At 48.0% G+C, this 24320-nt stretch carries 23 protein-coding genes, 1 pseudogene and 1 riboswitch; of the genes and pseudogenes, 20 read left to right on the top strand and 4 right to left on the bottom strand.

The window, feature by feature from the left end:
- Positions 1 to 14 precede the first annotated feature (14 nt).
- Positions 15 to 986 carry a bile acid:sodium symporter family protein gene (locus QFZ78_RS19505; protein ID WP_307550066.1) on the bottom strand — a complete coding sequence of 324 codons (972 nt, stop codon included), beginning with the start codon at positions 984 to 986 and terminating at the stop codon, positions 15 to 17.
- A gap of 151 nt (positions 987 to 1137) precedes the next feature.
- Positions 1138 to 1236, top strand: a riboswitch (TPP riboswitch).
- Between the two features lie 351 nt (positions 1237 to 1587).
- Here QFZ78_RS19505 and QFZ78_RS19500 point away from each other — a divergent pair.
- The 9 genes and pseudogenes from QFZ78_RS19500 (at position 1588) to QFZ78_RS19460 (ending at position 10400) form a co-directional block, all read left to right on the top strand.
- Positions 1588 to 2208 carry a thiamine phosphate synthase gene (locus QFZ78_RS19500; RefSeq protein WP_307550065.1) on the top strand — a complete coding sequence of 207 codons (621 nt, stop codon included), beginning with the start codon at positions 1588 to 1590 and terminating at the stop codon, positions 2206 to 2208.
- On the top strand, positions 2209 to 3582 hold the full coding sequence (gene thiO / locus QFZ78_RS19495; RefSeq protein WP_307550064.1) for a glycine oxidase ThiO: 1374 nt from the start codon (positions 2209 to 2211) through the stop codon (positions 3580 to 3582). It begins immediately after the preceding gene.
- Positions 3566 to 3769: a sulfur carrier protein ThiS gene (gene thiS, locus QFZ78_RS19490; protein ID WP_307550061.1), complete on the top strand. Its 204-nt coding sequence runs from the start codon at positions 3566 to 3568 to the stop codon at positions 3767 to 3769. Before thiO ends, thiS begins: the two co-directional genes overlap by 17 nt.
- A 5-nt stretch (positions 3770 to 3774) precedes the next feature.
- A complete protein-coding gene (locus QFZ78_RS19485; protein WP_057304179.1) occupies positions 3775 to 4542 on the top strand; it encodes a thiazole synthase in 768 nt (255 codons plus the stop codon).
- A gap of 459 nt (positions 4543 to 5001) precedes the next feature.
- Positions 5002 to 5790, top strand: a pseudogene (gene thiD / locus QFZ78_RS19480) (bifunctional hydroxymethylpyrimidine kinase/phosphomethylpyrimidine kinase); the annotation flags it as partial.
- Positions 5791 to 5951: 161 nt separating this feature from the next.
- Positions 5952 to 6596: a thiamine phosphate synthase gene (thiE, locus tag QFZ78_RS19475; RefSeq protein ID WP_307550059.1), complete on the top strand. Its 645-nt coding sequence runs from the start codon at positions 5952 to 5954 to the stop codon at positions 6594 to 6596.
- Between the two features lie 13 nt (positions 6597 to 6609).
- Positions 6610 to 8394 carry a phosphomethylpyrimidine synthase ThiC gene (gene thiC, locus QFZ78_RS19470; protein WP_307550057.1) on the top strand — a complete coding sequence of 595 codons (1785 nt, stop codon included), beginning with the start codon at positions 6610 to 6612 and terminating at the stop codon, positions 8392 to 8394.
- 281 nt (positions 8395 to 8675) lie between these two features.
- Complete coding sequence (locus QFZ78_RS19465) at positions 8676 to 9281, top strand: ArsR/SmtB family transcription factor (RefSeq protein WP_307550055.1); 606 nt, start codon at positions 8676 to 8678, stop codon at positions 9279 to 9281.
- A 3-nt stretch (positions 9282 to 9284) separates the two neighbouring features.
- Positions 9285 to 10400, top strand: a complete 1116-nt coding sequence (locus tag QFZ78_RS19460) for an aminopeptidase (RefSeq protein WP_307550053.1) — start codon at positions 9285 to 9287, stop codon at positions 10398 to 10400.
- 316 nt (positions 10401 to 10716) lie between these two features.
- On the opposite strand, the gene QFZ78_RS19455 is transcribed toward QFZ78_RS19460, so the two are convergent.
- Positions 10717 to 11568 (bottom strand): AraC family transcriptional regulator, encoded by an 852-nt coding sequence (locus QFZ78_RS19455; RefSeq protein WP_307550052.1) that lies wholly within the window; start codon positions 11566 to 11568, stop codon positions 10717 to 10719.
- A gap of 249 nt (positions 11569 to 11817) precedes the next feature.
- On the opposite strand from QFZ78_RS19455, the gene QFZ78_RS19450 reads away from it, so the two are divergent.
- The 6 genes from QFZ78_RS19450 (at position 11818) to QFZ78_RS19425 (ending at position 17918) form a co-directional block, all read left to right on the top strand.
- Entirely contained in the window at positions 11818 to 12669 is an 852-nt protein-coding gene (locus QFZ78_RS19450) for a sugar phosphate isomerase/epimerase family protein (protein ID WP_307550050.1), read from the top strand.
- A gap of 141 nt (positions 12670 to 12810) precedes the next feature.
- A complete protein-coding gene (locus QFZ78_RS19445; RefSeq protein WP_307550048.1) occupies positions 12811 to 13476 on the top strand; it encodes a TVP38/TMEM64 family protein in 666 nt (221 codons plus the stop codon).
- A gap of 36 nt (positions 13477 to 13512) precedes the next feature.
- The gene (locus tag QFZ78_RS19440) at positions 13513 to 14196 is read left to right on the top strand and encodes a phosphatase PAP2 family protein (RefSeq protein ID WP_307550046.1); all 684 of its coding nucleotides are present in this window, start codon (positions 13513 to 13515) and stop codon (positions 14194 to 14196) included.
- 558 nt (positions 14197 to 14754) lie between these two features.
- Positions 14755 to 15696, top strand: coding sequence for an aldo/keto reductase (locus QFZ78_RS19435; protein WP_307550044.1), 942 nt, complete (start codon positions 14755 to 14757; stop codon positions 15694 to 15696).
- Complete coding sequence (locus QFZ78_RS19430; protein WP_307550042.1) at positions 15693 to 16448, top strand: sugar phosphate isomerase/epimerase family protein; 756 nt, start codon at positions 15693 to 15695, stop codon at positions 16446 to 16448. The genes QFZ78_RS19435 and QFZ78_RS19430 overlap by 4 nt, the downstream gene beginning before the upstream one ends.
- A gap of 441 nt (positions 16449 to 16889) precedes the next feature.
- Positions 16890 to 17918 carry an LLM class flavin-dependent oxidoreductase gene (locus QFZ78_RS19425; RefSeq protein ID WP_307550040.1) on the top strand — a complete coding sequence of 343 codons (1029 nt, stop codon included), beginning with the start codon at positions 16890 to 16892 and terminating at the stop codon, positions 17916 to 17918.
- Positions 17919 to 17926: 8 nt separating this feature from the next.
- On the opposite strand, the gene QFZ78_RS19420 is transcribed toward QFZ78_RS19425, so the two are convergent.
- Complete coding sequence (locus QFZ78_RS19420) at positions 17927 to 18235, bottom strand: hypothetical protein (protein ID WP_307550038.1); 309 nt, start codon at positions 18233 to 18235, stop codon at positions 17927 to 17929.
- A gap of 76 nt (positions 18236 to 18311) precedes the next feature.
- Between QFZ78_RS19420 and infC the strand changes: the two genes are divergently transcribed.
- From infC to hflC, 5 genes are all read left to right on the top strand, one after another.
- A complete protein-coding gene (gene infC / locus QFZ78_RS19415; RefSeq protein WP_307550036.1) occupies positions 18312 to 18797 on the top strand; it encodes a translation initiation factor IF-3 in 486 nt (161 codons plus the stop codon).
- Positions 18798 to 19158: 361 nt separating this feature from the next.
- Complete coding sequence (locus QFZ78_RS19410; protein WP_307550034.1) at positions 19159 to 19653, top strand: hypothetical protein; 495 nt, start codon at positions 19159 to 19161, stop codon at positions 19651 to 19653.
- A gap of 71 nt (positions 19654 to 19724) precedes the next feature.
- On the top strand, positions 19725 to 20972 hold the full coding sequence (locus QFZ78_RS19405) for a M48 family metallopeptidase (protein ID WP_307550032.1): 1248 nt from the start codon (positions 19725 to 19727) through the stop codon (positions 20970 to 20972).
- A 108-nt stretch (positions 20973 to 21080) separates the two neighbouring features.
- Positions 21081 to 22082, top strand: a complete 1002-nt coding sequence (gene hflK, locus QFZ78_RS19400) for an FtsH protease activity modulator HflK (protein WP_307550030.1) — start codon at positions 21081 to 21083, stop codon at positions 22080 to 22082.
- The gene (gene hflC / locus QFZ78_RS19395) at positions 22079 to 22951 is read left to right on the top strand and encodes a protease modulator HflC (protein WP_307550028.1); all 873 of its coding nucleotides are present in this window, start codon (positions 22079 to 22081) and stop codon (positions 22949 to 22951) included. The genes hflK and hflC overlap by 4 nt, the downstream gene beginning before the upstream one ends.
- Before the next feature lie 203 nt (positions 22952 to 23154).
- Here hflC and QFZ78_RS19390 read toward each other — a convergent pair whose 3' ends face one another.
- Positions 23155 to 24300 (bottom strand): conserved virulence factor C family protein, encoded by a 1146-nt coding sequence (locus tag QFZ78_RS19390; RefSeq protein WP_307550026.1) that lies wholly within the window; start codon positions 24298 to 24300, stop codon positions 23155 to 23157.
- Positions 24301 to 24320 lie beyond the last annotated feature (20 nt).

The following is a 24320-nucleotide window of genomic DNA, read 5'->3' as shown; positions in this document are numbered from 1 at the left end:
CAACTAAACTTGTTTCACACTTTCACGGTTAAGCTGGGAATATCACTTTTCAAAGCGTAGCGTCTGTTCAACAGATAGCCGAAAAGAGAAGCCAGCGATTGCTGGAACAGCATGCCTAGTACAACGGGGATAGCTACCGGAGGCGGGAAGTAGGCAACTGCGAGTACCGCGCCAGCACTAATATTGCGCATTCCACTGTTAAACGTAAGTGCTACGACGACGTCTTGATCCCAACGCATAAGCTTGGCGACAAGCCATCCTAGGATATAACCAAGTGAGGCTATGAAGAGTACAAATGCGGCTAAACCTAGTAATTTAGCATCAAAATCACGTAAATAAGGGGCGATTACGGAACTGTTGATAGCGACAACGATGCCCATAGTTATTTTCGAAAAAGGACCTAGGCGCCCACTCCATTGTTCTTTAATTTTGCCGCGTGTCCATTGATTCAGCAGCATGCCAATGATGGAGGGTAGAACGATCATCAGGAACAGACCTTTCATCATCGCGAAGGTGTCCATCTGCACTTTGGTGCCAATTAAAGCAGATAAAGTGTAGGGTACGACAAAGGGCGAAAGTATGGTGTCCATGAGAATAATCGATAACGTGAGCATGATATTTCCGCGATAAATAGCTACCCAGACGAAGCTTGAAATGCCAGTAGGTATTGCTGCTGCTAAGATGAGCCCAGTTATGGTCATGGGCTCATGGCTGTAAACGACATGCCCGAGAACCAGCGCAATCAGCGGCATCGCGACATGTAGAATTAACAATGTGGTTATAAGTGGAAGAGGCTGAACGACGACTTTGACGAATTCTTTGAAGCTGGAGCTTATGCTGCCCGCGAAAGTCATAAAGGCAAACAACCAAGGGGATAAATAGGTGAATCCGGATAAATGACTGCCTAGCAATACACCGATGAGCACACTGACTGGTGTAATTAGCGGCAAGATTTTTTCTAAATGACGATTCAATTGAGACAGCATTTAGGTGAACATCCTTCCTTTAAACTTCTTAGGCAGCTTTGTCTCCCTATTATATGAGTTGAAAGGGGTGGTGACTAGATTAAGATGCGGAGAAATTTTTTTGTTTCCAAGCAATGGATGACGTGCTATGATATTTAACAATTACATACGAATGAATCCCTAGGGGCGCCGCAAGGCTGAGACAGAGCAATCTGAACCCTTTGAACCTGAACTGGGTCATACCAGCGGAGGAAAGTGGAACGATCATTGGAGCCCCATCTTTGTATATTTATTAGGCGGCGCAACCTACAACCACTTTTCTTTGGAAAAGTGGTTTTTTTCATGCCTGAAATTAAGCTTTTAGGGGAATTGATTTAATTCTTACATATTGGGCGGGTCCTAGGAGTTGCAATTTTATATGGATTATAGTGATGTTTTTGATCGCTAAAGTTGGAATATATGAGTTAAGTGGGTTAGTGATGTTTTTCAGCGTTAAAGTAGCTGGTGCGGTGAAAAACATTCTTAAAACCAGAAGATGAAGCTGAATAAGGAAAATTCTTGTTTTTAGTCTTGTTTGTTTTTTATGAATTAATAAAGCCCAGGAAGGGAGTTGAGCCTCAATATGTCAGCATATGAACTGCATGTCATTTCCAATGGTAAGTTATCTTGGACGGAGTTGGCGGCGATTGCAGCTCAGATTCACCCCCATGTTACAGCCATTCATATACGTGAAAAAACGAAATCATTAGACGAGATCTTCCTAGGTGTGCAGTTTCTGCTCGAAACAGGTGTTCCTGCGAAAAGCCTATATATCAATGGTTACCCATCTATTGTCACGGCTGCAGCTTTAGGTGGTTTACAACTCCAAGGCAGCACCCCGCCGCTTTCAACCCTGAGAGAATTCTGTCAGGGAGTGCAGAGGACTGGCGTATCGATACATAGTGCGGAGGAAGCTAAGCAGCGAGAGCGGGAGGGTGCGGATTATGTGATGTTTGGTCATATCTTTGCTTCGAATTCTAAGGTGGGTATCCCGCCTAGGGGGTTGGGGCCGCTCAGAGATGTGGCAGCCCAGGTGTCAATTCCGATTATTGCGATCGGAGGCATGAGACCTGAACGGGTAAGTTCAGTTTTGGAAGCGGGGGCTTCCGGTATAGCTGTGATGAGTGGGATATGGGAAGCGGAAGATCCGTTGGAGGCTGTGAGATCTTACGCCAAGGAGCTAGAGCGAAAGGAGGCGGGATAAATGAAACATATGAACGATGTGATCATCGTCGGCGGCGGGGTCATTGGCTCCTCAATCGCCTATAACTTGGCAAAGCGAGGCCAGTCCGTCATGCTCCTCGAGCGCGGGAGGCTAGGCATGGAGGCCTCGGCGGCGGCGGCGGGCATGCTCGGAGCACAATCCGAGATGGAGGATACGGGACCGCTTTTCCAGTGGGCCCGGCAAAGCCGAGCGATGTTCCCTCAGCTGAGCGAGGAACTGAAAGCTCTCACGGGCATCGACATCGGTCTCGTCCGTGAAGGGCTGCTGAACGTGGCGCTCAATGACGTTCAAGAGCAAGAGCTGCGCGCGAGGGAGAAGCTCCAACGCGCAGCGGGCGAGCAGGCGGAGTGGCTGAGCGCAGCTGCAGCCGCTAAGCTCGAGCCCGCCTTGAGCATTGCGACGCGCGGAGCCTTATACCTGCCGGGGGATGGGCAGGTAGAGGCTCCGCTGTTGGCGGCGGCGTTCGCGCAGGCAGCCCGAGTACTGGGGGCGAAGGTGCAAGAATTCGCCCAGGTACAAGGGCTGCTGACGGAGCGAGGCCGAGCCGTCGGGGTTATGACGAGCGAAGGTCCGCTCTATAGCGACCACGTCGTTGTGACAGCTGGTACGTGGAGCGGGCAGCTAATGGCAGGTATCGGCGTCGACCTGCCGGTGTATCCCGTGAAGGGCGAGTGCTTCTCTGTCCTTACGACGAAGCCGCTACCCAGGAAGACCCTGTTCACGACAGGGTGTTATATCGTCCCGAAAGCCGGAGGACGACTGCTGGTCGGGGCGACGGTAGTGCCGAACAGCTACGACCGCAAGGTGTCGCTGGCTGGGCTGGCTGAGCTGATGGATCGCGCGAGGCTGCTCATGCCCACGCTTGGCGAAGCAGAGTGGGAGAAAGCTTGGTCGGGTCTGCGACCGCAGACGATAGACGGGCTGCCGTACATCGGCAAAGTGCCGGCGTACGAGGGTTTATATGCCGCTTGCGGGCATTACCGCAATGGGATTTTGCTCAGTCCGATCACCGGCAAGGTGATCGCGGATCTCGTTTTAGGCGGGGGAGAGGACTCCTTCCAGCCTGAGCTTGAGCTGGGATTGGAGATAGGATCAGTGACAACTGAGGCAAGTTCAGGGGCAAGATCAGGGAAAGGATCCGGGATAGGATCTGAGACTGGATCAGAGACTGGATCAGAGACAAGATCCGAGGCAAGAACACAGACAGGAACACTGACCTTTTCGGCTATGGGATCGTTGCTCGATGCTTTTAGTCCTGATCTATCGGGGCAATCCAAGCGGATTGGGCGGCGTGAAGGGAACCTATTTTCAGCCACAGGAAAGGAGTTGTACAGCATTGAAGCTGCACATTAATGGACAAAGCATAGACATTCCAGATTCGATCCGAACCATTGAAGAGCTGCTCGCGCATTTTGAGTTGAGTGAGAAGATGCTCGTCGTGGAACATAATGAAAACATTTTACAAAAAGAAGATCACGTGAAAGTCGAGCTTTCTGAAGGACATAAAATCGAAATCGTTCATTTTGTTGGAGGGGGATAATTCTTATGTTAAAAATCGGTCCTTACGAGTTTCGTTCACGACTATTGCTAGGCACGGGGAAGTTCCCGGATTTCAATATTCAGAAGCAGGCGGTTGAGGTTAGTGAGTCTCAGATTTTGACGTTTGCCGTGCGACGTATGAATATTTTTGAAGCGAGTCAGCCTAATTTCTTGTCGATGCTGGATGTGTCGAATTTCACTTTACTGCCGAATACGGCAGGCGCCAAAACAGCCGAAGAAGCTGTACGCATCGCGAGACTAGCGAAGGCTTCCGGACTTTGCGACATGATCAAAGTGGAAGTTATAGGAGACGAGATGACGCTGCTGCCTGATCCGGTTGAAACGTTGAAAGCCTCGGAAATGCTGCTAGAGGAGGGCTTCATCGTACTGCCATACACATCGGATGATGTACTTTTAGCCAAACGTTTGCAAGCCCTCGGAGTTCATGCCATTATGCCTGGCGCATCGCCAATCGGAACAGGTCAAGGCATCATTAATCCGCTGAACCTGAGCTTCATTATTGAGCAAGCGACCGTACCTGTAATCGTCGATGCTGGCATTGGCGCTCCTTCAGACGCGGCGCTTGCTATGGAGATGGGAGCCGATGGTGTGCTGCTCAACACCGCTGTGTCGGGTGCTAAGGATCCTGTCAAAATGGCTTACGCCATGAAATTGGCAATTGAAGCCGGACGTGCCGGATTCGAAGCGGGTCGTATTCCGAAGAAGCGGTATGCCTCGGCTAGCAGTCCAATGGAGGGCTTTAGTCGAGTTTAGTTGGAGAAGAGCAAAAGCGTGGGTCTGGGAGGTCCAAAACGGACGACTCGGGAGAGGGAACGTAGATAATCCATGGTGAGCGGTCGATAAAGGTCCTCTCGGGTGGTGTGAGTGGGTTGAGAGTAAGAATGTGGGACTGAGAGGGCCCAAATGGACGTCTCGGTAGAGGGATAGTAAATATTTCCTGGTGAGCGGTCGATAAAGGTCTTCTCGGGTGGTGTGAGTGGGTTGAGAGTAAGAATGTGGGACTGAGAGGGCCGAAATGGACGTCTCGGTAGAGGGAACGTAGATATTCCACGATGAGCGGTCGATAAAGATCTTCTCGGTAGAGGGATAGTGAATATTCCACGGTGAGCGGTCAGAAAATGCTTTCTCGGATGTAGATGTTACCGCGCTGAAGCAAGAGTATGGGTCTGAGAGGGCGGACATGTAGAGGTTGAAGCTGAAAGGGGGAGTAAGATGTCTGTTTACAAAGCATTAACGATCGCGGGCTCGGATAGCGGAGGTGGTGCGGGGATTCAAGCAGACTTGAAGACGTTCCAAGAGCTGGGCGTTTATGGGATGTCAGCCATTACCGCTGTGACTGCGCAGAATACGCTTGGTGTTCAAGGGGTTTATCCAATGAGTACCGAGGCGATCGAGCAGCAGTTGGCCTCTATTGGTGAGGATTTAACTCCTAATGCGCTCAAAACAGGGATGTTATTCAGTGGTGAGATTATTCGAATCGTAGCGTCCGCGATACAAACCTACAAGTGGGAGCGGATCGTGGTTGACCCAGTGATGATAGCCAAAGGCGGGGCCTCCTTGCTTCAGCAAGAGGCTGTTGAGGCGATGATTCACTCTCTATTGCCGCTGGCCGATGTGGTTACACCGAACATACCTGAAGCTGAGGTGCTTAGCGGCTTGCAAATAACGGACAGTGAGTCGCGTCAACAGGCTGCGAAGCGGATTCATCTTTACGGCTGCAAAAATGTGATGATTAAAGGCGGACATGAAGTGAATACGGAGTACGCAACTGATTTGCTTTATGACGGGAAGACTTTCACGGAGTTTTCGTCCAGACGCTTGGTTACCAAGCATACGCATGGTACAGGTTGCACGTTTGCTGCTGCGGTCACTTCAGGACTTGCGCAGGGGTTAACGACGAAAGAAGCCATCCAATTGGCAAAAATATTCATCCAAGCTGCAATCGCAGAGCCGTTACACATAGGCAGCGGTCATGGTCCAACGAACCATTGGGCTTATCAACGTGGAGTTAGAGTGAGCAATGCACGTACGGTGGCGAATGAGCTTGATAGGACGTCAGCTGGCAGGCAGCAAAAGAGTGATATGGCTGTGAACGTTGAAGTCAATGCCCCTGACTTAGATGACATTATCGTCAACGAAGATGTTCTCACACGGGGTGTGCGATGAATAGCGAGCAGCTGCGCAAAGCGCTGCGTTTGTATTTGGTCTTGGGCAGCCCTAACTGTGGAGGGGCTGACCCGGCAGCGGTGCTGGAGGCCGCGATTGCCGGCGGCATCACGATGTTTCAGTTCCGCGAGAAGGGCGCCGGAGCCCTGCAGGGGGCGGCGAAGCTCGAGCTGGGAGCGCGGCTGCGCCGCCTGTGCGCGCAGCATGCGATCCCTTTCATCGTCAACGATGATGAAGGGCTCGCTCTAGAGCTTGCGGCCGATGGTATTCACATCGGCCAAGAAGACGCCCCAACCGCCGCCGTGCGGCAGCGGTTGAACAAAATGATCGTAGGCGTCTCCGCCCACGATCTTGGCGAAGCCCAGTCGGCGCTCGCCGAAGGCGCCGACTATCTAGGCGTAGGCCCCCAATACGTCACGCGCACCAAGCTGGATGCGCGTGAGGTCCAGGGGCCAGCCGTCATCCAGCGGATTCGCGCAGGCGGCATCAGGCTGCCGCTCGTTGGCATCGGAGGTATCGATGCCACGAATGCATCCCACGTTATCCGCGCAGGGGCGGATGGCGTAGCCGTAGTCAGCGCGATTGCAAGTGCGCACTCACCACGTGAAGCAGCAGCTGAGCTGCTTAGAAACATCAAATAGAGGAGGAATTCGTATGACAACAACTAATAGTAGTTCCGTTAAAGACGTCCAAATTTCCACATTTCCAGGTAGTAAAAAGGTATATGTACAAGGCTCAAGACCAGATATTCAAGTGCCAATGAGGGAAATATCTTTGGGAACCTCCACAAATATTCAAGGAGAAGAAGTGACGAATGAGCCTGTGCAGGTTTATGACACAAGTGGTGTTTATACCGATACAGAACTGAAAACGGATATCCGTCAAGGTCTTCCCGCTAATCGCTTAACATGGATCGAAGAGCGTGGTGACGTTGAATCTTACGTTGGACGTGAAGTGAAGCCGGAGGATAATGGACTTGTATCTCCTGATGCAAGAGGTGCCGCCGAAATATTCCCAGGCTTACACCGCAGACCGCTCCGAGCTAAGCAAGGCTGTAACGTGACACAGATGCATTATGCACGCCAAGGCATCGTGACACCGGAAATGGAGTACATTGCAATTCGAGAGAATCTCGATGCTGAATTCGTTCGTAAAGAGGTCGCTATTGGCCGTGCCATCATTCCTTCCAATATTAATCATCCCGAAAGCGAGCCGATGATCATCGGACGCAACTTCCTTGTGAAAATTAATGCCAATATCGGAAATTCCGCCGTTGCTTCTTCCATTGAGGAAGAGGTCGAGAAGATGACATGGGCAACCCGTTGGGGTGCTGACACGATTATGGATTTATCGACAGGTAAAAACATACATACAACACGCGAATGGATCATCCGTAACTCCCCTGTTCCTGTAGGAACAGTACCACTGTATCAAGCGCTCGAAAAAGTGAACGGCAAAGCGGAGGACCTCACTTGGGAAGTGTACCGTGATACGCTGATTGAGCAAGCCGAACAGGGTGTAAGTTACTTTACGATCCATGCGGGCGTACTGCTGCGTTACATCCCTATGACAGCTCAGCGCGTAACGGGTATTGTCTCCCGCGGTGGATCCATCATGGCTGCATGGTGCCTAGCTCACCACCAAGAGAACTTTCTCTATACGCATTTCGAAGATATTTGCGAAATTATGAAAGCTTACGACGTCGCCTTCTCCCTCGGTGACGGACTGCGCCCTGGATCGATCGCAGACGCGAACGATGAAGCCCAGTTCGCCGAATTGGAAACACTTGGCGAGTTGACGCAAATCGCTTGGAAGCACGACGTCCAAGTGATGGTTGAAGGACCAGGCCACGTGCCGATGCATCTGGTTAAAGAAAATATGGACCGTCAGCTGGAAGTTTGCCAAGAAGCGCCATTTTACACGCTTGGACCGCTGACGACCGACATTGCGCCAGGCTATGACCATATCACCTCTGCCATTGGGGCAGCGATGATCGGCTGGTTCGGCACGGCGATGCTGTGCTATGTGACGCCGAAGGAGCATCTCGGCCTGCCGAATAAGGAAGACGTACGTGTTGGAGTTATCACGTACAAGATCGCTGCGCACGCCGCCGATCTGGCTAAAGGCCATCCGGGAGCTCAAATTCGCGACAACGCGCTGTCCAAGGCGCGCTTCGAATTTCGCTGGCGAGATCAGTTCAATCTCTCGCTCGATCCGGAACGCGCCATCGAGTACCACGATGAGACGCTGCCGGCCGAAGGCGCGAAGACGGCGCACTTCTGCTCCATGTGTGGACCGAAGTTTTGCAGTATGCGCATTACGCAGGATATAAGGCAGTACGCACACGCACAAGGGCTTGATGAAGAGTCCGCGCGAAACAGCGGCATGGAGGAGAAGTCCAAAGAATTCCGTGAAGCTGGAAGCCATATTTATCGATAATAAATCGAGGGACGTTTCCACCTTTAATGGGTGACAGAAACGTCCCTTTTTGCTACCATAGAGGAAAGCTTAACTTCGTTAATTCGTTAAAGCGTTGAAATGGTCAGAAATGAGGACATTCATGCTTGCCGAGACTGCAATTGACATGAAATCCTTTTCGCATTATGATACGGTTAAAAAGATTTGACCGTCGTTTAATTAATCTCATTAAGAGATTAAGAGTTGACCAAAAACGCATGTTTAAGGGCTAGATTGGTACAATAGAGGGAGGTCGAGTCCATATGAAGCTGCAACCGGTTTATATTATTGAGGAACTTGAGCAATTAAAAACGATAAGTGATCCACTTCGCGCTAAGGTGTTGCTTTATCTTATAGAGAAAGCTTACACCGGTCAGCAATTGGCTAAACTGCTGGGAATGGCACGTGCGAAAGTGCATTATCATTTGAATGAGCTTGAGAAGCATGGCTTGATTTCGGTCGTTCGTACGGAACTAAAGAATGGTATTTTGCAAAAGTTTTATCGTGCAGTAGCCCGCGGCTTCGTCCCTAGTGAAAAACTGCTGCCTTACGTCTCAGAGGTTGAGAATTACTATCGCGAGAGGACGCTTAGCGTACTTGGACGTGCTAGACGCAGAGCGATTAATGCCCCCGAAGAGGCGTTCCAAATTCCATCTCCTGATCGTACACAATGGCCGATTATTATGACGCAGGTCGAAGTCAAAATGAGCAAAGAGAAATATGCAGAATGGCTGAGAAAGTTTCGTGCTCTTATCTTTGAGCTCGATTCGTCACAGGAAGAAAATGGGGAGTGGTTTTATTTGACTACGGTCGGCTTTCAAACGAATGAGCCGTCTTTTGACCCTGTTGAAGAAGAAGAGGAGAGATAAAGTATGCTGGATCCAAGACTAACGAAACTCGCTGATGTCCTTGTGAATTATTCGGTTAAGGCACAGCCTGGCGAAAATATTTTGATAGAAGCGTATGGCATTGATTCTGCTCTTGTAAAAGAGATCGTGAAAAAGGTTCACGCAGCTGGCGCGCATCCTTTCGTCAATGTAAGAGATCATGTGATTATGCGCCAACTCATCATGAATGGTACAGAAGCTCAAATGCAAACATGGGCAGATGCCGATGCTTTCCAAATGAAACAAATGCAAGGATACATAGGTGTACGCGGCGGAGCCAATATTTATGAACTGTCGGATATTCCGGCAGATCGAATGAAGCTGTACAATTCAATTTATTATCAACAGGTTCATTTTGATATCCGCGTGAAGGATACGAGATGGGTCGTTCTTCGTTACCCGACGTCTTCCATGGCGCAGCTTGCCAGCATGAGTACGGATGAGTTCGAGGAGTTCTACTTCAACGTATGTACGATGGATTATGGCAAAATGTCCAAAGCAATGGATGCTTTGAAAGACCTCATGGATCGCACGGATAAAGTGCGCCTAGTCGGTCCAGGCACGGATTTGACATTCTCCATTAAAGGTATCGGCGGCGTTAAATGCGATGGGGAGCTCAACATCCCGGATGGCGAAGTTTACTCCGCACCAGTTCGTGAGTCGGTGAATGGTATCATTTCCTACAATACACCAACGCCTCATGATGGTTTCATTTTCGAGAATATCGTACTTGAATTCGAAAATGGTAAAATCATAAAAGCAACAGCTAACGATACAGACCGAATTAATGAAATTTTTGATATGGATGAAGGTGCGCGTTATGTAGGTGAATTCGCAATTGGTGTGAATCCTTACATTCAAGAGCCGATGAAAGATACGCTTTTCGATGAGAAAATCGACGGCAGCTTCCACTTCACACCAGGAAATTGCTACGATGATGCTTATAACGGCAACAAATCCTCCTTGCACTGGGATATCGTGAATATCCAACGTCCAGAATACGGCGGCGGCGAAATTTGGTTTGACGATGTGCTGATTCGTAAGGACGGTATTTTCGTACTGCCTGAGCTTCTGCAGCTGAATCCGGAAAACTTGAAGTAGAGCAGACATGGTGTTCGGTAATCAGGTAGCTGGTTTTTGAGGTATCTCTTCTAGTACATAGATGTATTTTGTGCAGCAATTTTGGCTCTAAAGCTCCTATAGGCATGAGCTGCCTGTTCTGATTACCCTCCGTAGCTCCAACAAAAAAAAGGTTGTCCAAAGTCAGAAGACTTGGGCGACCTTTTTCTGTTTAACGACCATTTTCAATTGTTGTCTAGCGACCTTTTCAATGGCACTTCTTCATTGCTGTCTAGCGCCTTTCTCAAAGCACTTTTTCATTCCTGTCTACCAACCTGTTTAACTAACAGTTCCACAATCATACCCGCCGCTGCTGGGCCTGGTACTGCCGAGGAGGAAGGCCGACAGCTTTCTTAAACGTTCGGATAAAGTTAGAGTAATCGTTGAAGCCTGCTAGCTGGCACGTATCTGTGACTGTAGAGCCCTCGCGCAGCAGCTGTTTCGCTTTGGCGATGCGCTTGAACAAGATATGCTCATGAATGGTGCTGCCTGTGTGTTTTTTGAACAGTCTGCATAGGTAGGAACGATTCATGAACACGACGTGTTCCAGTACCTCGAGCGACAGATCTTGATCTAAATTTTCATCAATGTAGGTGAATAGGGAGGAAAGCTTGTCGGGAATCATGACCTGTTCTTCTTGTTTGCCTTGATTTTGAAAAATTCGATTGATAAACACGAGCAGCTCGATAAAGGCTGAAACAAACAGAATTTCCGATCCTGGGAGCGCTTGAGGCCGCTTATGCATCTCCATACGTTCATACAGCTTCATAATGTCATCAATTTGCGGTGGAGTCAGCCGCATCCGGTTTTGCTCACCAAATATACGGTTATTGAAGCAATCAAGCAAGTTAAACTGAGGGGAATTAAAGTTCTCCACCAGAGTAGGATTAAAATGGATCACCACGTTCTCATAACGCTGCTTTTTGGATTGGAAATTAGGTCTGTGCAATTCATTACTGTGCATGATCAGCAGATCCCCGTACTGCAGGGGGTAAACCTGTTTTTCGATGAAGTAGTGAACGTCCCCAGTAAGGAAAAAATAAATTTCATATTGGTCCTGGTGCTGATGGAAATCCAATGGAATCGGATCATGGGTCACGGCATGTCTAAAATTGATCATGCGATGTAGATTCTGGTAAAGTTCCTGCATGTGAGGCTCTCCTCTATTTAGCTGGAGTCAATATTAGCAAACTTTTGCCCAATTAATGCAATGAATACGTTTTTATTATACTGCAAAATAAAGAATAGATAAACAATCAACCTGCTCTTGTTTGAGCGGAGAGACTTTAAGCTACGCTCAAAGATCCCTGAGCAGAGAGACTTTGATCTACGCTCAAAGATCCCTATATTATCCCACAAAGTGACGCCAAGCTCTGATGAAATTAGGAGGCATATTCAAATGAAATTATCCGTGTTTACTGTAGCAACACCTGACCTGACCCCAGAAGAACTAGCAAAGGCGGCCATTGCTGCCGGGATTGAAGGCATTGAATGGCGTTTCAAAGATATTCCAGCTGACGCGGTAAATGAGAAGCCATCTTTCTGGAGAAATAATCTTTGTTCCATTGATCCGAATGGTTCAGACGAAGAATTGGAACGTTTCCGACTTGCTGCTGTTAACAATAACTTAGTGAACTTGAGTATCACCCCTTACTTAAATGCTTGTAATGTTGCAGAGACCGAGCATGTTTTCAAAACGGCTCAGAAAATAGGAGCTTCCTTCATTCGTGTTGGTGTTCCTGGCTATGACAAGAGTAAGAATTATAATGACTTATATGCAACGGCTGTGGACTATTTACATCATGTGCAGGAATTTGCTCAGCAGTATGGCATTAAAGCCTTAACTGAAATCCACCATAATACGATCACACCAAGTGCTGGATTGGCACACCGACTGGTTTCCAACTTCAATTCAGATTACATTGGGGTTCTGCATGATGCCGGCAACATGGTGCATGAAGGATACGAGAATTTCCGCATGGGCCTTGAGCTGCTCGGACCTTATCTAGCGCATGTTCATGTTAAAAATGCAAGATGGTTGCCAACCGGCGAAGAGCAAGAGGGTATCAAGCTCTGGAAAAGCGAGTGGGCACCACTAAATGAAGGGATCGTCAATTGGAAGCAGCTGCTGAATGACTTAAAAGAGGTCGGCTACGATGGTTACCTTGGCATTGAAGATTTCAGCGGTCAATATGGCTCGCAAGAGATGCTGAACAATTTTGCATCGAAAGTGAAACAATGGTTGGCATAAATAATGGTATGGTTATAGGAGTCTCACTCGTCTTCAGCGAGTGGGGCTTTTTTCAGTTGAATGCCCATGGTTGATTAGTAGCCCTTGCTTTGTGTAAGATGGAACTCAGGAATACTGGGCATTGCATAAAGGAGGGGAACCATGGCGCGCTCGAAGTCGCTCTGGTTACTATTGTTATGGTTTATAATCGCTGTCGCCGGTCTGCTCGTTTTGAAATGGACTGGTGTATGGGAGCGCTTGGATCTAGATTGGCTGACTGATTGGCTCCGTGACTTAGGTCCACTTGGCGGGCTGCTATATATTATTGTTTACACGCTTCGTCCATTGGTGTTATTTCCGGCGACACCGTTGACCCTATATGGGGGCTATGTGTTTGGCGCTTTCTGGGGAACGATCTATGATATCATTGGGGCTGGCGCTGGGGCGTTGCTTTCTTTCTATATTACGCGCAAATGGGGCCGCAACAGCTTTCAGCGAATTTTGCGAAATAAGAAGCTGCAGTCTTTCGACCAGAAGGCAGAAGAAAAAGGGTTTGTGGTCGTCCTTTATATGCGTCTAATGCCTTTCTTTCCTTTCGATGGCGTAAGTTATGGGGCAGGACTGTCCAAAATTCGTTTTTGGGACTATACGTGGGGAACGTTGATTGGTATAATTCCTGGTGCCGTTGTTTATAACGTTTTTGGTGCATCACTGCAAGACATTGGGTCGGGTAAGTTTTATGCCGCAGTGGGGATGTACATCGCTTTTGCGTTAATACCGCTGCTCTTAAAAAAGACACAGGCTATAAGAACTCGCGACCGGGCATAGCATAAAGAAAAGATCATTGTGGGGGAGAATGGGGTCATGCAGGGGAAATCGTTGTACAAAGATTTATTTTGGGGGTTTGGGGCAGCGTGCGTGTTGTTAATCGGTTTCGTTCTATTTTCTCAAAGCTTGTCATCCAGCTGGTTAAAGGAATTTGACGAGAATATAGGTAGTGCTGTACGTTCACTGAGGAGTGACGCTGTAACACCGGTTGCTTTATTTTTTACGATAATGGGAAAAGCGATAACAGAATTCATTGTATTCGTTGTTGTAGCCCTCATCCTGCTGATCAAATTTAAGCACAAATGGGAGACACTTGTACTGCTCATTGGTGTATTGACAGCATGGGGGTTGAATCAACTTCTTAAAGATCTATTTCAGCGTGACCGCCCTGCGGGAATGCGATTGATTGAGGAAAACAGCTTCAGCTTCCCAAGTGGACATGCGATGGTATCCATCCTGTTCTATGGACTGATCGGCTACTTATTATGGGTCAACGTGCGTAAAATATGGAAGGCAGCCTGGCTAATCCCGGTTGTTACTATTGTTGTTGTCGTATGTATCGGGCTAAGCCGGATTTATCTAGGTGTTCATTATCCAAGTGATGTACTGGCAGGGTTTGCAGCTGGCGGTGCCGGACTCATTGGATGTATCATGGCGATTCACCGTATCAGAACGAGAAAGATACGAAGCATACTTAGATCGGAACAGCTGCGCGGCTGAGTTTAACTCGTTAGAAAGCATACATCGATTGAGGTAAACACAAAAGGCCGTCAGGATTATCCTGACGGCCTTTTTCAACCTTCTCTTCCAACTTGATCTGTACGGAGACATCCTCTAAAGTCAGCACATCTTCGATGAGTGGGTATCTCCCTGAAGATGGGGACGGCATAGAGCAAAAACTTTATGAATAGATGAGATTCGTTAGGTGAAAATTTTAACTGTTTCTAAATGTATACCATTGTCAAAAGAAGATAATCGATTTATACTATGAACCAGAAGCACAGTCAATTTTCTGGTAGCGATACCAGAAAGTGCATTGTTTATTCAAATACAACATGTAACGCTGATTCTGGAATCGATACCAGAAAAGAAGATGAATACTTCGACATAAAAACCATCTGCGACTAATTCTAATAAAAATGGAAGCGCTTCATCAAAGCGTAAAAGTGGCAGATACCTGTTGGCGGTCGATGTGACCCATTTTACGCCAGAGGATTTGAATAGAGCGGCCATACTCACATCTGATTGAAGCGGTTTGAGTTTGAAGGAGGATTCAGGATGAGATATATGAATATCAAGGGCGTAGACAAACCCATTTCCCGGTTGTTCATGGGAACGGGAGATTTAAGAAAATTGGAAGAGCCAGAACGGATGATGCTGGATGGTTACATTCACGCTGGCGGCAATGCCTTCGATACTGCCCATCAATATCGCGGGAAAGAACTAGTTCTCGGCCAATGGCTTGCGGAGCAGATGAACCGGGAAAAGGTAGTCATTCTAACAAAGGGTGCTCATCATGATGACGGCAGTCCGGGTCCACGGGTAAATCCGGAAGCCATCCGTAAGGATTTAACGGAGAGTCTGGAGCGGCTAGGAACGGAGTATGTCGATCTCTATGCGCTGCACCGAGATGATCCGGAGGTAGCGGTCGGACCGATCATCGAAGAGCTGAATGCACACCTTGAAGCCAAGCGAATCCGAGCTATTGGAGCATCTAATTGGTCGTATAAGCGAATTCAGGAAGCGAATGAGTACGCGGATGACCATAAACTCATAGGTTTTTCATTCAGCAGTCCGAATCTTAGTCTTGCTAAGCCAAACGTTCCCCGATGGGAGGGCTGTGTTTCGGCAGATGAGAAGACCTGCGGTTGGCATTCGGTCAATCAGCTGCCATTGTTGGCATGGTCCGCCCAAGCTGGTGGATTTTTCTCAGGAAATTTCACACCAGACAATCGTGCGGATGAGGAAATGGTACGCGTGTACTACAGTGAAAACAACTGGGAACGTTATCGTCGTGCCGCGAAGCTGGCGGAAGAAAAGCAGGTTTCACCGATTCAAATTGCCTTATCATACGTTCTTAATCAGTCATTCCCGACCTGTGCAATCATTGGGCCTCGAAACCCGGAGGAGCTAGATTCCTCTATACAAGCTATGAATCTGCCTTTAACTAAGCAAGAGGTCGAATGGTTGGATTTGAAAAGGGAGGAGATTGCGGAATGATTAAACATAAATTGGCTGCGCAATTATATACCTTGAGAAACGAATTGAAAAAAGATTTCCCAAGCGTGCTGAAAGAGGTCAAAAAGATGGGATGGGCGGCCGTCCAAATCGATGGGTTACATGGAAACCCCGCGAAAGATATTGCTGCGGTTATGAAGGAAATCGGATTGCAAACGGCTGGCATGCATGTCGGTTTGGATCGATTGAAGAACGATATGGACGCCGTATTGGAGGAGGCTCGCCTTTTCGATACGAAGGATCTGATCTGCCATTCCCTCCCGGATGGGCTGCAGAATCCAGAAGGGTATGGTAGTGTGCGTCGCGATTTGCAGCAGGCAGCTTCCAAAGTCAGTGGCTTGGGATACCGCGTAGGTTATCATAATCACGATTTTGAATTTCATACGACAATCGATGGGAAATTTGCTTTGGAATATTTGCTTGATGATCCGGCTATTTATGCAGAGATTGACACCTACTGGGTAAAAAAAGCGGAACAAGATCCGCTATCCTTCATCCAAAATTATGCTTTTCGTATGCCGATCCTCCATCTGAAGGACATTACGGCAGACGAAAGAAAATATTTCGCTGAAATCGGAACTGGATTGATTGATTTCGCACCGATCCTGAAGTGGGGATTGCAAAATGGGGTAGAATGGTTCGCTGTTGAGCAAGATTATTGCCCTGGAAACCCGATGGATAGTTTGGCGTTAAGTTATACCAATTTGCTCAAGATAGAGAAATTGATTCACTGAAATCGATAGGAGGAGAGATTCGATATGTTTTTACAGAATCGAAGCTGGAAGCGAGGGTGCGAGAATTAAGCGAAACCCGGTATCGCGATGAGGTGCCTTTGGAGCGGTTTTCAGCTGCGGAAGACGATCAGTTGCAGTTTGTACAACATCATTCAACCGAGAATAGGGATTCATTCATCCAGCAACCTCATGTGAGCCTATATGATGATGGATTCCGATAACACTCAATTAAAGAAAAAAGTGCATTGAAAAATTATTGTTTGGCAAAAAGACCGGCATAAAATTTCCCCGTAACCATACACTTTTAGTAAGTAAGAGGAATTGAGATGTTAAAATTCACAATCGGGGACAACGCCATTAGGGGTTTGTCCTTTTTCTTTTGTTGGTCGGACGTTGTATAATCAAGATCATCGGCAGATGACTCAGAAAGAAGGGATGACAATGCTGAAGCTAAGTATTCTTGATCAGTCACCGGTATCATCCGGGTTTACGCATAGCGAGGCGTTACAGCAAACAATTGGGTTGGCTCAGGTGGCCGACCGTCTCGGTTACACCCGATTCTGGGTGTCAGAGCATCATAACTCGGCAGGCCTTGCAGGCTCCTCGCCAGAGGTGCTTCTCTCCACACTGGCTGCCCGCACTAGTCGTATTCGACTCGGCTCCGGCGGCGTATTACTGCCCCATTACAGCCCCTACAAGGTCGCTGAGAATTTCCGTATGCTCGAGGCGCTCTACCCGGGGCGCATCGACCTTGGCATCGGGCGTGCGCCCGGAGGCACGCCGCATACGGCCAAAGCGCTGCGAGGCATCAGCGCTGATATGTTCGAAGGACTTGAGCGGTTTCCAGCACAAGTCACAGATCTACTAGGGTTCCTCGCCGACTCGGTGGAACCCGGGCATGTGTTCGAGGGCATCCGCGCCACCCCTTTGGTGGACTCGATGCCCCAGGTGTGGCTGCTCGGCTCCACCGGGCAGAGCGGGGTGTATGCCTCGCAAGCAGGCGCAGCGTTCTGCTTCGCGCACTTCATCAACGGAGCGGGAGGACAGCATGCGGTGCGCAGCTACCGCAGCTCGTTCCGACCGTCCGCGCTGAATGTCGTGCCGCAGGCGACGGTGTGCATCTACGTGCTGTGCGCTGAGACGCAGGCGGAGGCCGAGGGGCTTGCGGCTTCGATTGATTTGCGCATTCTGCAAATGGAAAAAGGCGAATTCACAGGAGTGAAATCGCCCGAAGAAGCGGCTAATTATGTATACTCAGATTGGGACCATACAAGGGTAAGGGACAATCGATCCCGTATGATCATTGGTGATCCGAACCAAGTAAGGGAGCAGGTGCTGAACCTAGCCGAAAGCTACCAAGTTGACGAAGTGATGGTGGTGGCCGGCGGCTATCGTTTTGAGACGAGAATGCAAACAATTAAATTGTTGGCAGAAGCTTTTAATCTTGAGATGAAGCAGCATGCATTTTAAGGAAACGATTAACGGCTTGTACTCGGCCGCTTATCGATTTCTTGTGTGACAATGAAGGCTAGCTCCTCATTGCCGAATAATGATAGTACGCCTAGTACAGTGTCATCAGGGACTTCACCGGCTTCATCTTTGGGAACCGTTAAATCAAGGGCTTGCTGCAGCGATTCGTTATTAGGCTGGTCGGGATAGGCGCTATGATAAAGCGCAGCAGGATCCAAATCATGGTTGATACACCATTGTGCAAAAACGAGGATCATCATATGCTCTTCACGTTTGTAATTCTCGATCATTTGCTCTTCTAATTGTTTATTATTCATATTTGTATAGACATCTCCTTAAACAACCTCTTCCTGTTGATGGGTTCATTATAGCGAAAGATTAGGTGTAATCACAATGATTAAGAATGAGAAAATCAAAGCATCCGAGGTTCATGTTACGGGATTACTTGGCGAAGATTTGGGCGTAATGTCCACGAAGGAAGCATTGCTGCTAGCGAAGCAGCTGAAAGTGGATTTAATCTGTACCTCGCTCATGAGCAGTCCTCCTCCTTGTAAGCTCATTGGTGCTGGGCAAGCGAAGCAAGAAGCACTGCAGGAAAAGCAGCAGGCCCGCAAGCGGGAGCAAGCACCGAAGGTCAAGGAGCTCCGCTTAACACCTCACATCGAAGATCATGACTTGGAGACGAAGAGGCAGCAGGCAGAGCGCATTCTGCATGGCGGTGACGCTGTGCTGCTGGTCGTGAAGATCTCAGGCAAAGAAGGCGCGAAGGCGAAAGAACTGCTTGAGATGCTGACCAAAGATTTGAGCTCGCATGGGCGTAAGCACACAGGCATTCAGCTTAGCGGTAAGCAAGCGGCTGTGCAGCTGGATCCATTATAAGCGGTGGTTGGCGATATCGTGAGCGGTGGGGAAGGTTGTCCAATCATACATTAGGTGCACCGGAGTACAGCAGCAGCAACTCCCCATACAAGAAGTGTGGTTTGCAAGTCGGATCGTCTTGCCAAGGTGTGTTCGAGTAAAATCAAAGGGCCGTCAGGATGAAAAACTTCCATGACGGTTTTTTTGCGAGTTAAAACCAGTGAACTTTGTGATACTCGGATGGCATTAGTTCGTTTTTGGCAAAGATCACACGTATACTGAGGAAATGCAATGCTTGGTGCATGACCATGTGGGGAATAAACTCATATAATACGGTAGAATGATAAACATTAAACCTGATTAATGGATATGAGGGAGACTTATGAATAAAAACGAGGCTGAGAAAAAGGCGATGGAACTAACAGCCATTGACATATTTATAGAGTTGTACAATAGGAATAATAATATATCTTTGCGCATGTTAAGGCAGCAAGAGAAGCCTGATGCTTTGTTGGAGGATATAAGGCAGAATCGTACAGGTCTAGAAGTGACCCATCTGTTCTACGATACCGAAGAGGCACGGCTGATGTTGTCGCGCTCCGAACTTACAAAGCCTGGAGCTGAAGTGTTGGATACATTCATTAATGTCATTAATGACCGAATAAGAAATAAAGAAGAGAAATTCAAGGGGTATTCTCATGAACACCCTTGCATGCTCCTAATTCGTAATGTATCCCTGCTTTTTGGAATGTCAGATGTATTAGGAAAAAAACATAAGCTGGTCCTTCCGCGAGGTCAGTTTACAGATGTTTGGCTGCTATCCAGAGATTTCACGCCTGATTGGCTGTTGATTAATTTATATGAAATCGAGGGGTAAATTCAAGTTGAACCCATATATTAAATAACAAGGAGGATATTAGCAATTAACATAAGGCCTGGAGGAGTTTAATGAAGCGTTTTTACACAATACTCATTATCGTATTTGGTGTGTATGCATGTGCCATGAGTTTATACTTGCTGAAGGGAGACTTGTTTCAAATTCCGCATACACTCACCGGAACAATAGCTGATCCACATACCTTCATGACTAATCAGGAAATCGAAAAGTCCGAGTCCTTGTCACGTATTCGTTCGCTGGCCTTTTTCGTAAGTTCACCTATGCAAATGGGATTGCTAGTTGTTCTACTTGGCAGCGCCGTTCGGATTCGAAATGGGACGGAGAGATGGTTTCACCGCTCTTGGCTGCAAACGATTGCTTTTTTGCTGATTTTTACCTTACTAATGGACGTGCTGTTTCTGCCAATTGATTTCTTTTTATTTCGAGTGGACCATGCTTATGGCATATCGAATGAGACTCTGGCCATGTTCTGGGGCGATCATGGCAAAGATTTTTTGATTAACGGATTAGGAACGATCGTGATGGTTGGGCTATTCAGGTGGGTAATAAGACGCAGTCCAGGAAGTTGGTGGCTCTGGTTTTGGTTGGCTTCCATCCCACTTATTTTGTTTGTTACGTTTATCCAACCCGTCGTGCTTGATCCGCTTTACAATGACTTTAAACCTCTTCAGAATCAAGAACTTAAAGCTCAAATTCTTCATCTCGCAGCCCAGTCGCATATTCCAACTGATCAGGTTTACGAGGTCAACATGTCAGAGCGGACGAATGCCATCAATGCTTATGTGAATGGAATCGGAGGCAACGCGCGAATTGTTCTATGGGATACGATTCTGAAGAAGCTGCAGTCAAGGGAAATTTTGACAGTAATGGCTCACGAAATGGGACATTATATCGAGAAGCATATTTACTGGGGGATCGCTTATGGCGTCTTACTCAGCTTTGTTGGCCTCTGGCTTACTTTTCATGCTTATCGTTTCTTTATCACACGTTGGGGTTCGCTTTGGGGAATCCGCGGAGAACGAGATTTGGCTGCTTTGCCTGTACTGCTTCTGATTGTAACATGGATGAATTTCGCCTCTGCACCTGTGCAGAATGTGTTCTCACGAATTCTTGAACATCGAGCAGACATCTATTCGATGAAAATGACAGGAGACGGCAACTCGGCCATCCAAGCTTTTCAAAAGATTGCCAAAGAAAATTTGAGCCCCGTTACACAACCGAAGCTCGTACAATGGTTTCGAGGTTCACATCCTACCATTATTCAAAGGATTGAGTATTTTAAACAATTTTCAAAATGAACTGGAGAGGTTATCGGAATCAACTGCCTGTGTGTCACATGTTCTTGAAACCCTTCACAGCTAATCCCGTATCACTTAGAAGGACGAAAATTGTAAAGGGGTGTTACTTTGGAAGTTTTTGAAGGTAGAAGTGTACCTAACCGGCCCGGAGGGCTGCCTCCGGGCGTGGTATCGAAGATTGTTGCCGGAATTGTCATCGTCATAGTTTTAATGGTTGGAATGTCTATGTTTTATACCGTCCAGGAACATGAAAAGGCGGCTATTTTAACCTTTGGGAAATATAGTGGTGAAACGGAAGCTGGGCTTCATTTTAAGCTGCCTTATCCGATCCAGCAGGTTATCGTATTGCCGGCGAAGAAGACGCAGCGTATCCAGATTGGCTTTAGAGAAACGAATGGCAAAGTCAATCCCGTTGAAGAAGAATCGTTGATGATCACGGGCGACGAGAACATTTTATCTGCGGATGCGGTGGTGGAGTGGAATATCAGCAATATGCAAAACTATTTATACAATATCGATGAAGCCGAACTGTTCCTGCGTAACTCTGCAAGTGCGGCGATTCGCTCGGTCATCGGCTCGACATCACTTGATTTTGCGATTACGGAAGGAAAAACGGAAGTGCAGGGCAAGGTAAAAGAGCGGCTGATTGAGATGCAGGCCAAATATGAAACAGGGATCCATATACTCGACCTGAAGTTCCAGGATATTGAACCGCCGGCGGGGGATGTTCAGACTGCCTTTAAGGATGTTACAAACGCTCGGGAAGAGAAAAGTACGAAAATTAACGTAGCCATGAAGTACGAGAATGATATCCTTCCGAGGGAGAGAGGGAACGCGCAGGCACTAATTGAAAACGCTGAAGCACAGAAGAAGTCCAGGATTTTGAATGCACAAGGGGATGTTGCAAAGTTTAATGCCATCCATACGGAGTATGTAAATAATAAATCTGTTACTGAAAGCAGACTTGTGATAGAGACTTTAGAGAAGATTTTACCGTCTGCGAAAATTTTTATAAGCGATAGCTCGGGAGAAACAGTAAAATATTTACCGATCAATGAGCTGCTGCGTAATCCTGCGTCCGGACAGACACAAGGGGGGGCGGCGAAATGAGCAAAGAGAGAAAATGGATTTTACCGCTCATTGTGACAGGAGTTATAGCCTTTTTTTCCTTGATTTCGCTCTTTATTGTGAAGGAAGGGGAATATAAGGTGGTTTTAAAGTTCGGAGAAGCGGTTCGCATTAAATCAGAGCCGGGCATTCATATCAAAATTCCTTTTATAGAATCCGTAAAGACGCTTCCGAAATATCAAATGGTATATGACAGCAAACCGACCTCTATTTTGACAAAGGATAAGAAGCCAATCGAGGTGGATAACTATACCGTATGGAGAATTGTCGATGCACAGCAGTTCCTGCGTACCATTCAGTCTATAACGGGCGGTGAAGAGCGCATTGACGCGGCTGTCTATAATACTGTAAGGCGGAAATTATCAGAAATAGATTACAGTAATATTATTAGCGAAAACACACAGCGCGGAAATTTAAACGATGAGATAACTAAGGAAGTATCCGAACTGATGGAACGCGATAACTACGGTATTAAGATTGTCGACGTGCGTATTAAACGTACGGACCTTCCTGAATCTAACAAGATGAGCGTTTACAAGCGAATGATTTCCGATCGCCAATCCATTGCTGCCAAGTACTTGTCCGAAGGGGACGAGGAATCGAAGAAAATCACATCCAAGGCAGACCGACAAGCCCGTGAGCTTATAGCTCAAGCGGAAGCGGACGCGAAAAAAATTGTTGCCGAGGGGGAGCAGCAGGCTGCGCAAATTTATAACGAAGCTTACGGCAAGGATCCCTACTTTTATAATTTTTATCGTACGCTGGATAGCTACTTAGTTTCTTTTAAAGGGGAGCCTGTTATAATGCTGCCGATCGATTCACCGTACACGAAAATTTTGCTTGGTAAATAAAAGAATCATGCACAAAGAAAACCATCAAAAAAGCACAAAAGGGCATCCAATAAATTTGGATACCTTTTTGTGCTTTTTTGACCACATAAGAAAGTATAAGTTTTCGGTTCCCGAAAACCGCTTTCTTATTGGCGATAAAACCTACATCTAAACGCGGTCGCTCATCTTTGAATGGCCTCGATAGAGGTTTTCTCATAAGCCATCTATTCGTTTCTTCTTGTCATTTGCTGCCAAACCGAGCCTTCGGCTGCATGGCCGCCTTCAATGCGCTCCAAAGCGATTTTCACCTGCATGCGGACCTCGAACTCGGAGTCGTCTGCGGCCGCATGCAAAGCGTCCAGTACGGATTGGTCGCCGACTTCGTACAAGAAGCGAGCCGCGCGCCAGCGGACAAGCTTGTTGCGGTCTTTGAGCGCCTTAGCCATGGCCGGGGTAGCGGCAGGGTCGCCGATGTCGGACAGTGTATCGCCTGCAGTCCGCCGAACGGAAGGTGTATCGTCCTCGAGGGCACGATACAGAAAAGGCAGTACCTCGGGTTCCTTGATATCCCCGAGGTATACAGTTGCCAGTCGCCGGATCGACGTGTTCTCGTCCTGCAGGGCATGGACGAGAAGCGGCAGCGTCTCAAGCGACGGCTGGATCTTTTGAAGCGCTGCGTAGCGCAGCTTCCAATCGCTGTGGCGCAGCTGCGCTCGGGCTGCACCGGCGTCTTCAGCCCCTGCGGATTCCTCCGTAGCAAGGATCGAAGTCTCCTGCATCGCGAGGGAGAGCAAGCTTTCGACGCGGGCGTCGTCGTAAGAAGCGTCCAGCTCCTGGACGACTTCGCCCGCGATGTCTCCGAGCTCGCCGTAGCGTACGCCGAGCTCCTCGAGCTTCCGCTCCTTAATCAGGTTCGGCGATGCCGTTCCTGCGCGAACTGCCGCCTGAGTGAAGCGCTCCGGCATTCCTACGCGAACTTCCTCTTCGCCAGCGCGTACCCTCACCTGGAGCGGGATACCGCGAAACATCTGCACGAGGACTTGTGCCTCACCGAATGCGGCTTCAGCCGTGGGCTGCTGTTCCGGAGGCAGGCCTCCGTCTGCAGATGGCTGGGCTTCACCGAAAATCTCACGGGCTCTGGCCAGTATGAACTGCCAGTCCCCCTTAGAGGTCCGGTCTACGGCAATGAAGTCCGCTGCGTGGAACACACTAATCACACCTTGAATAGCCAGCAATTGCCCAATGCTTTCAGGTGCGTGCATGCTGTTTTCTTTTGTATAGGTTTTTCGTACACCAGCAGGAAGAGACTCATCCATATTGAGCTTCATCGAATTGGGGCTGGGTGTAGGTTCAATAGATATAATTTTCAAGTGGACAACTCCTTTATAAA

Origin of the sequence: Paenibacillus sp. V4I5 (genome assembly GCF_030817255.1) — a bacterium.
Lineage (GTDB): Bacteria > Bacillota > Bacilli > Paenibacillales > NBRC-103111 > Paenibacillus_E.
The sequence above is the reverse complement of the archived record's forward strand: the minus strand, read 5'-3'. Positions and strand labels throughout refer to the sequence as shown.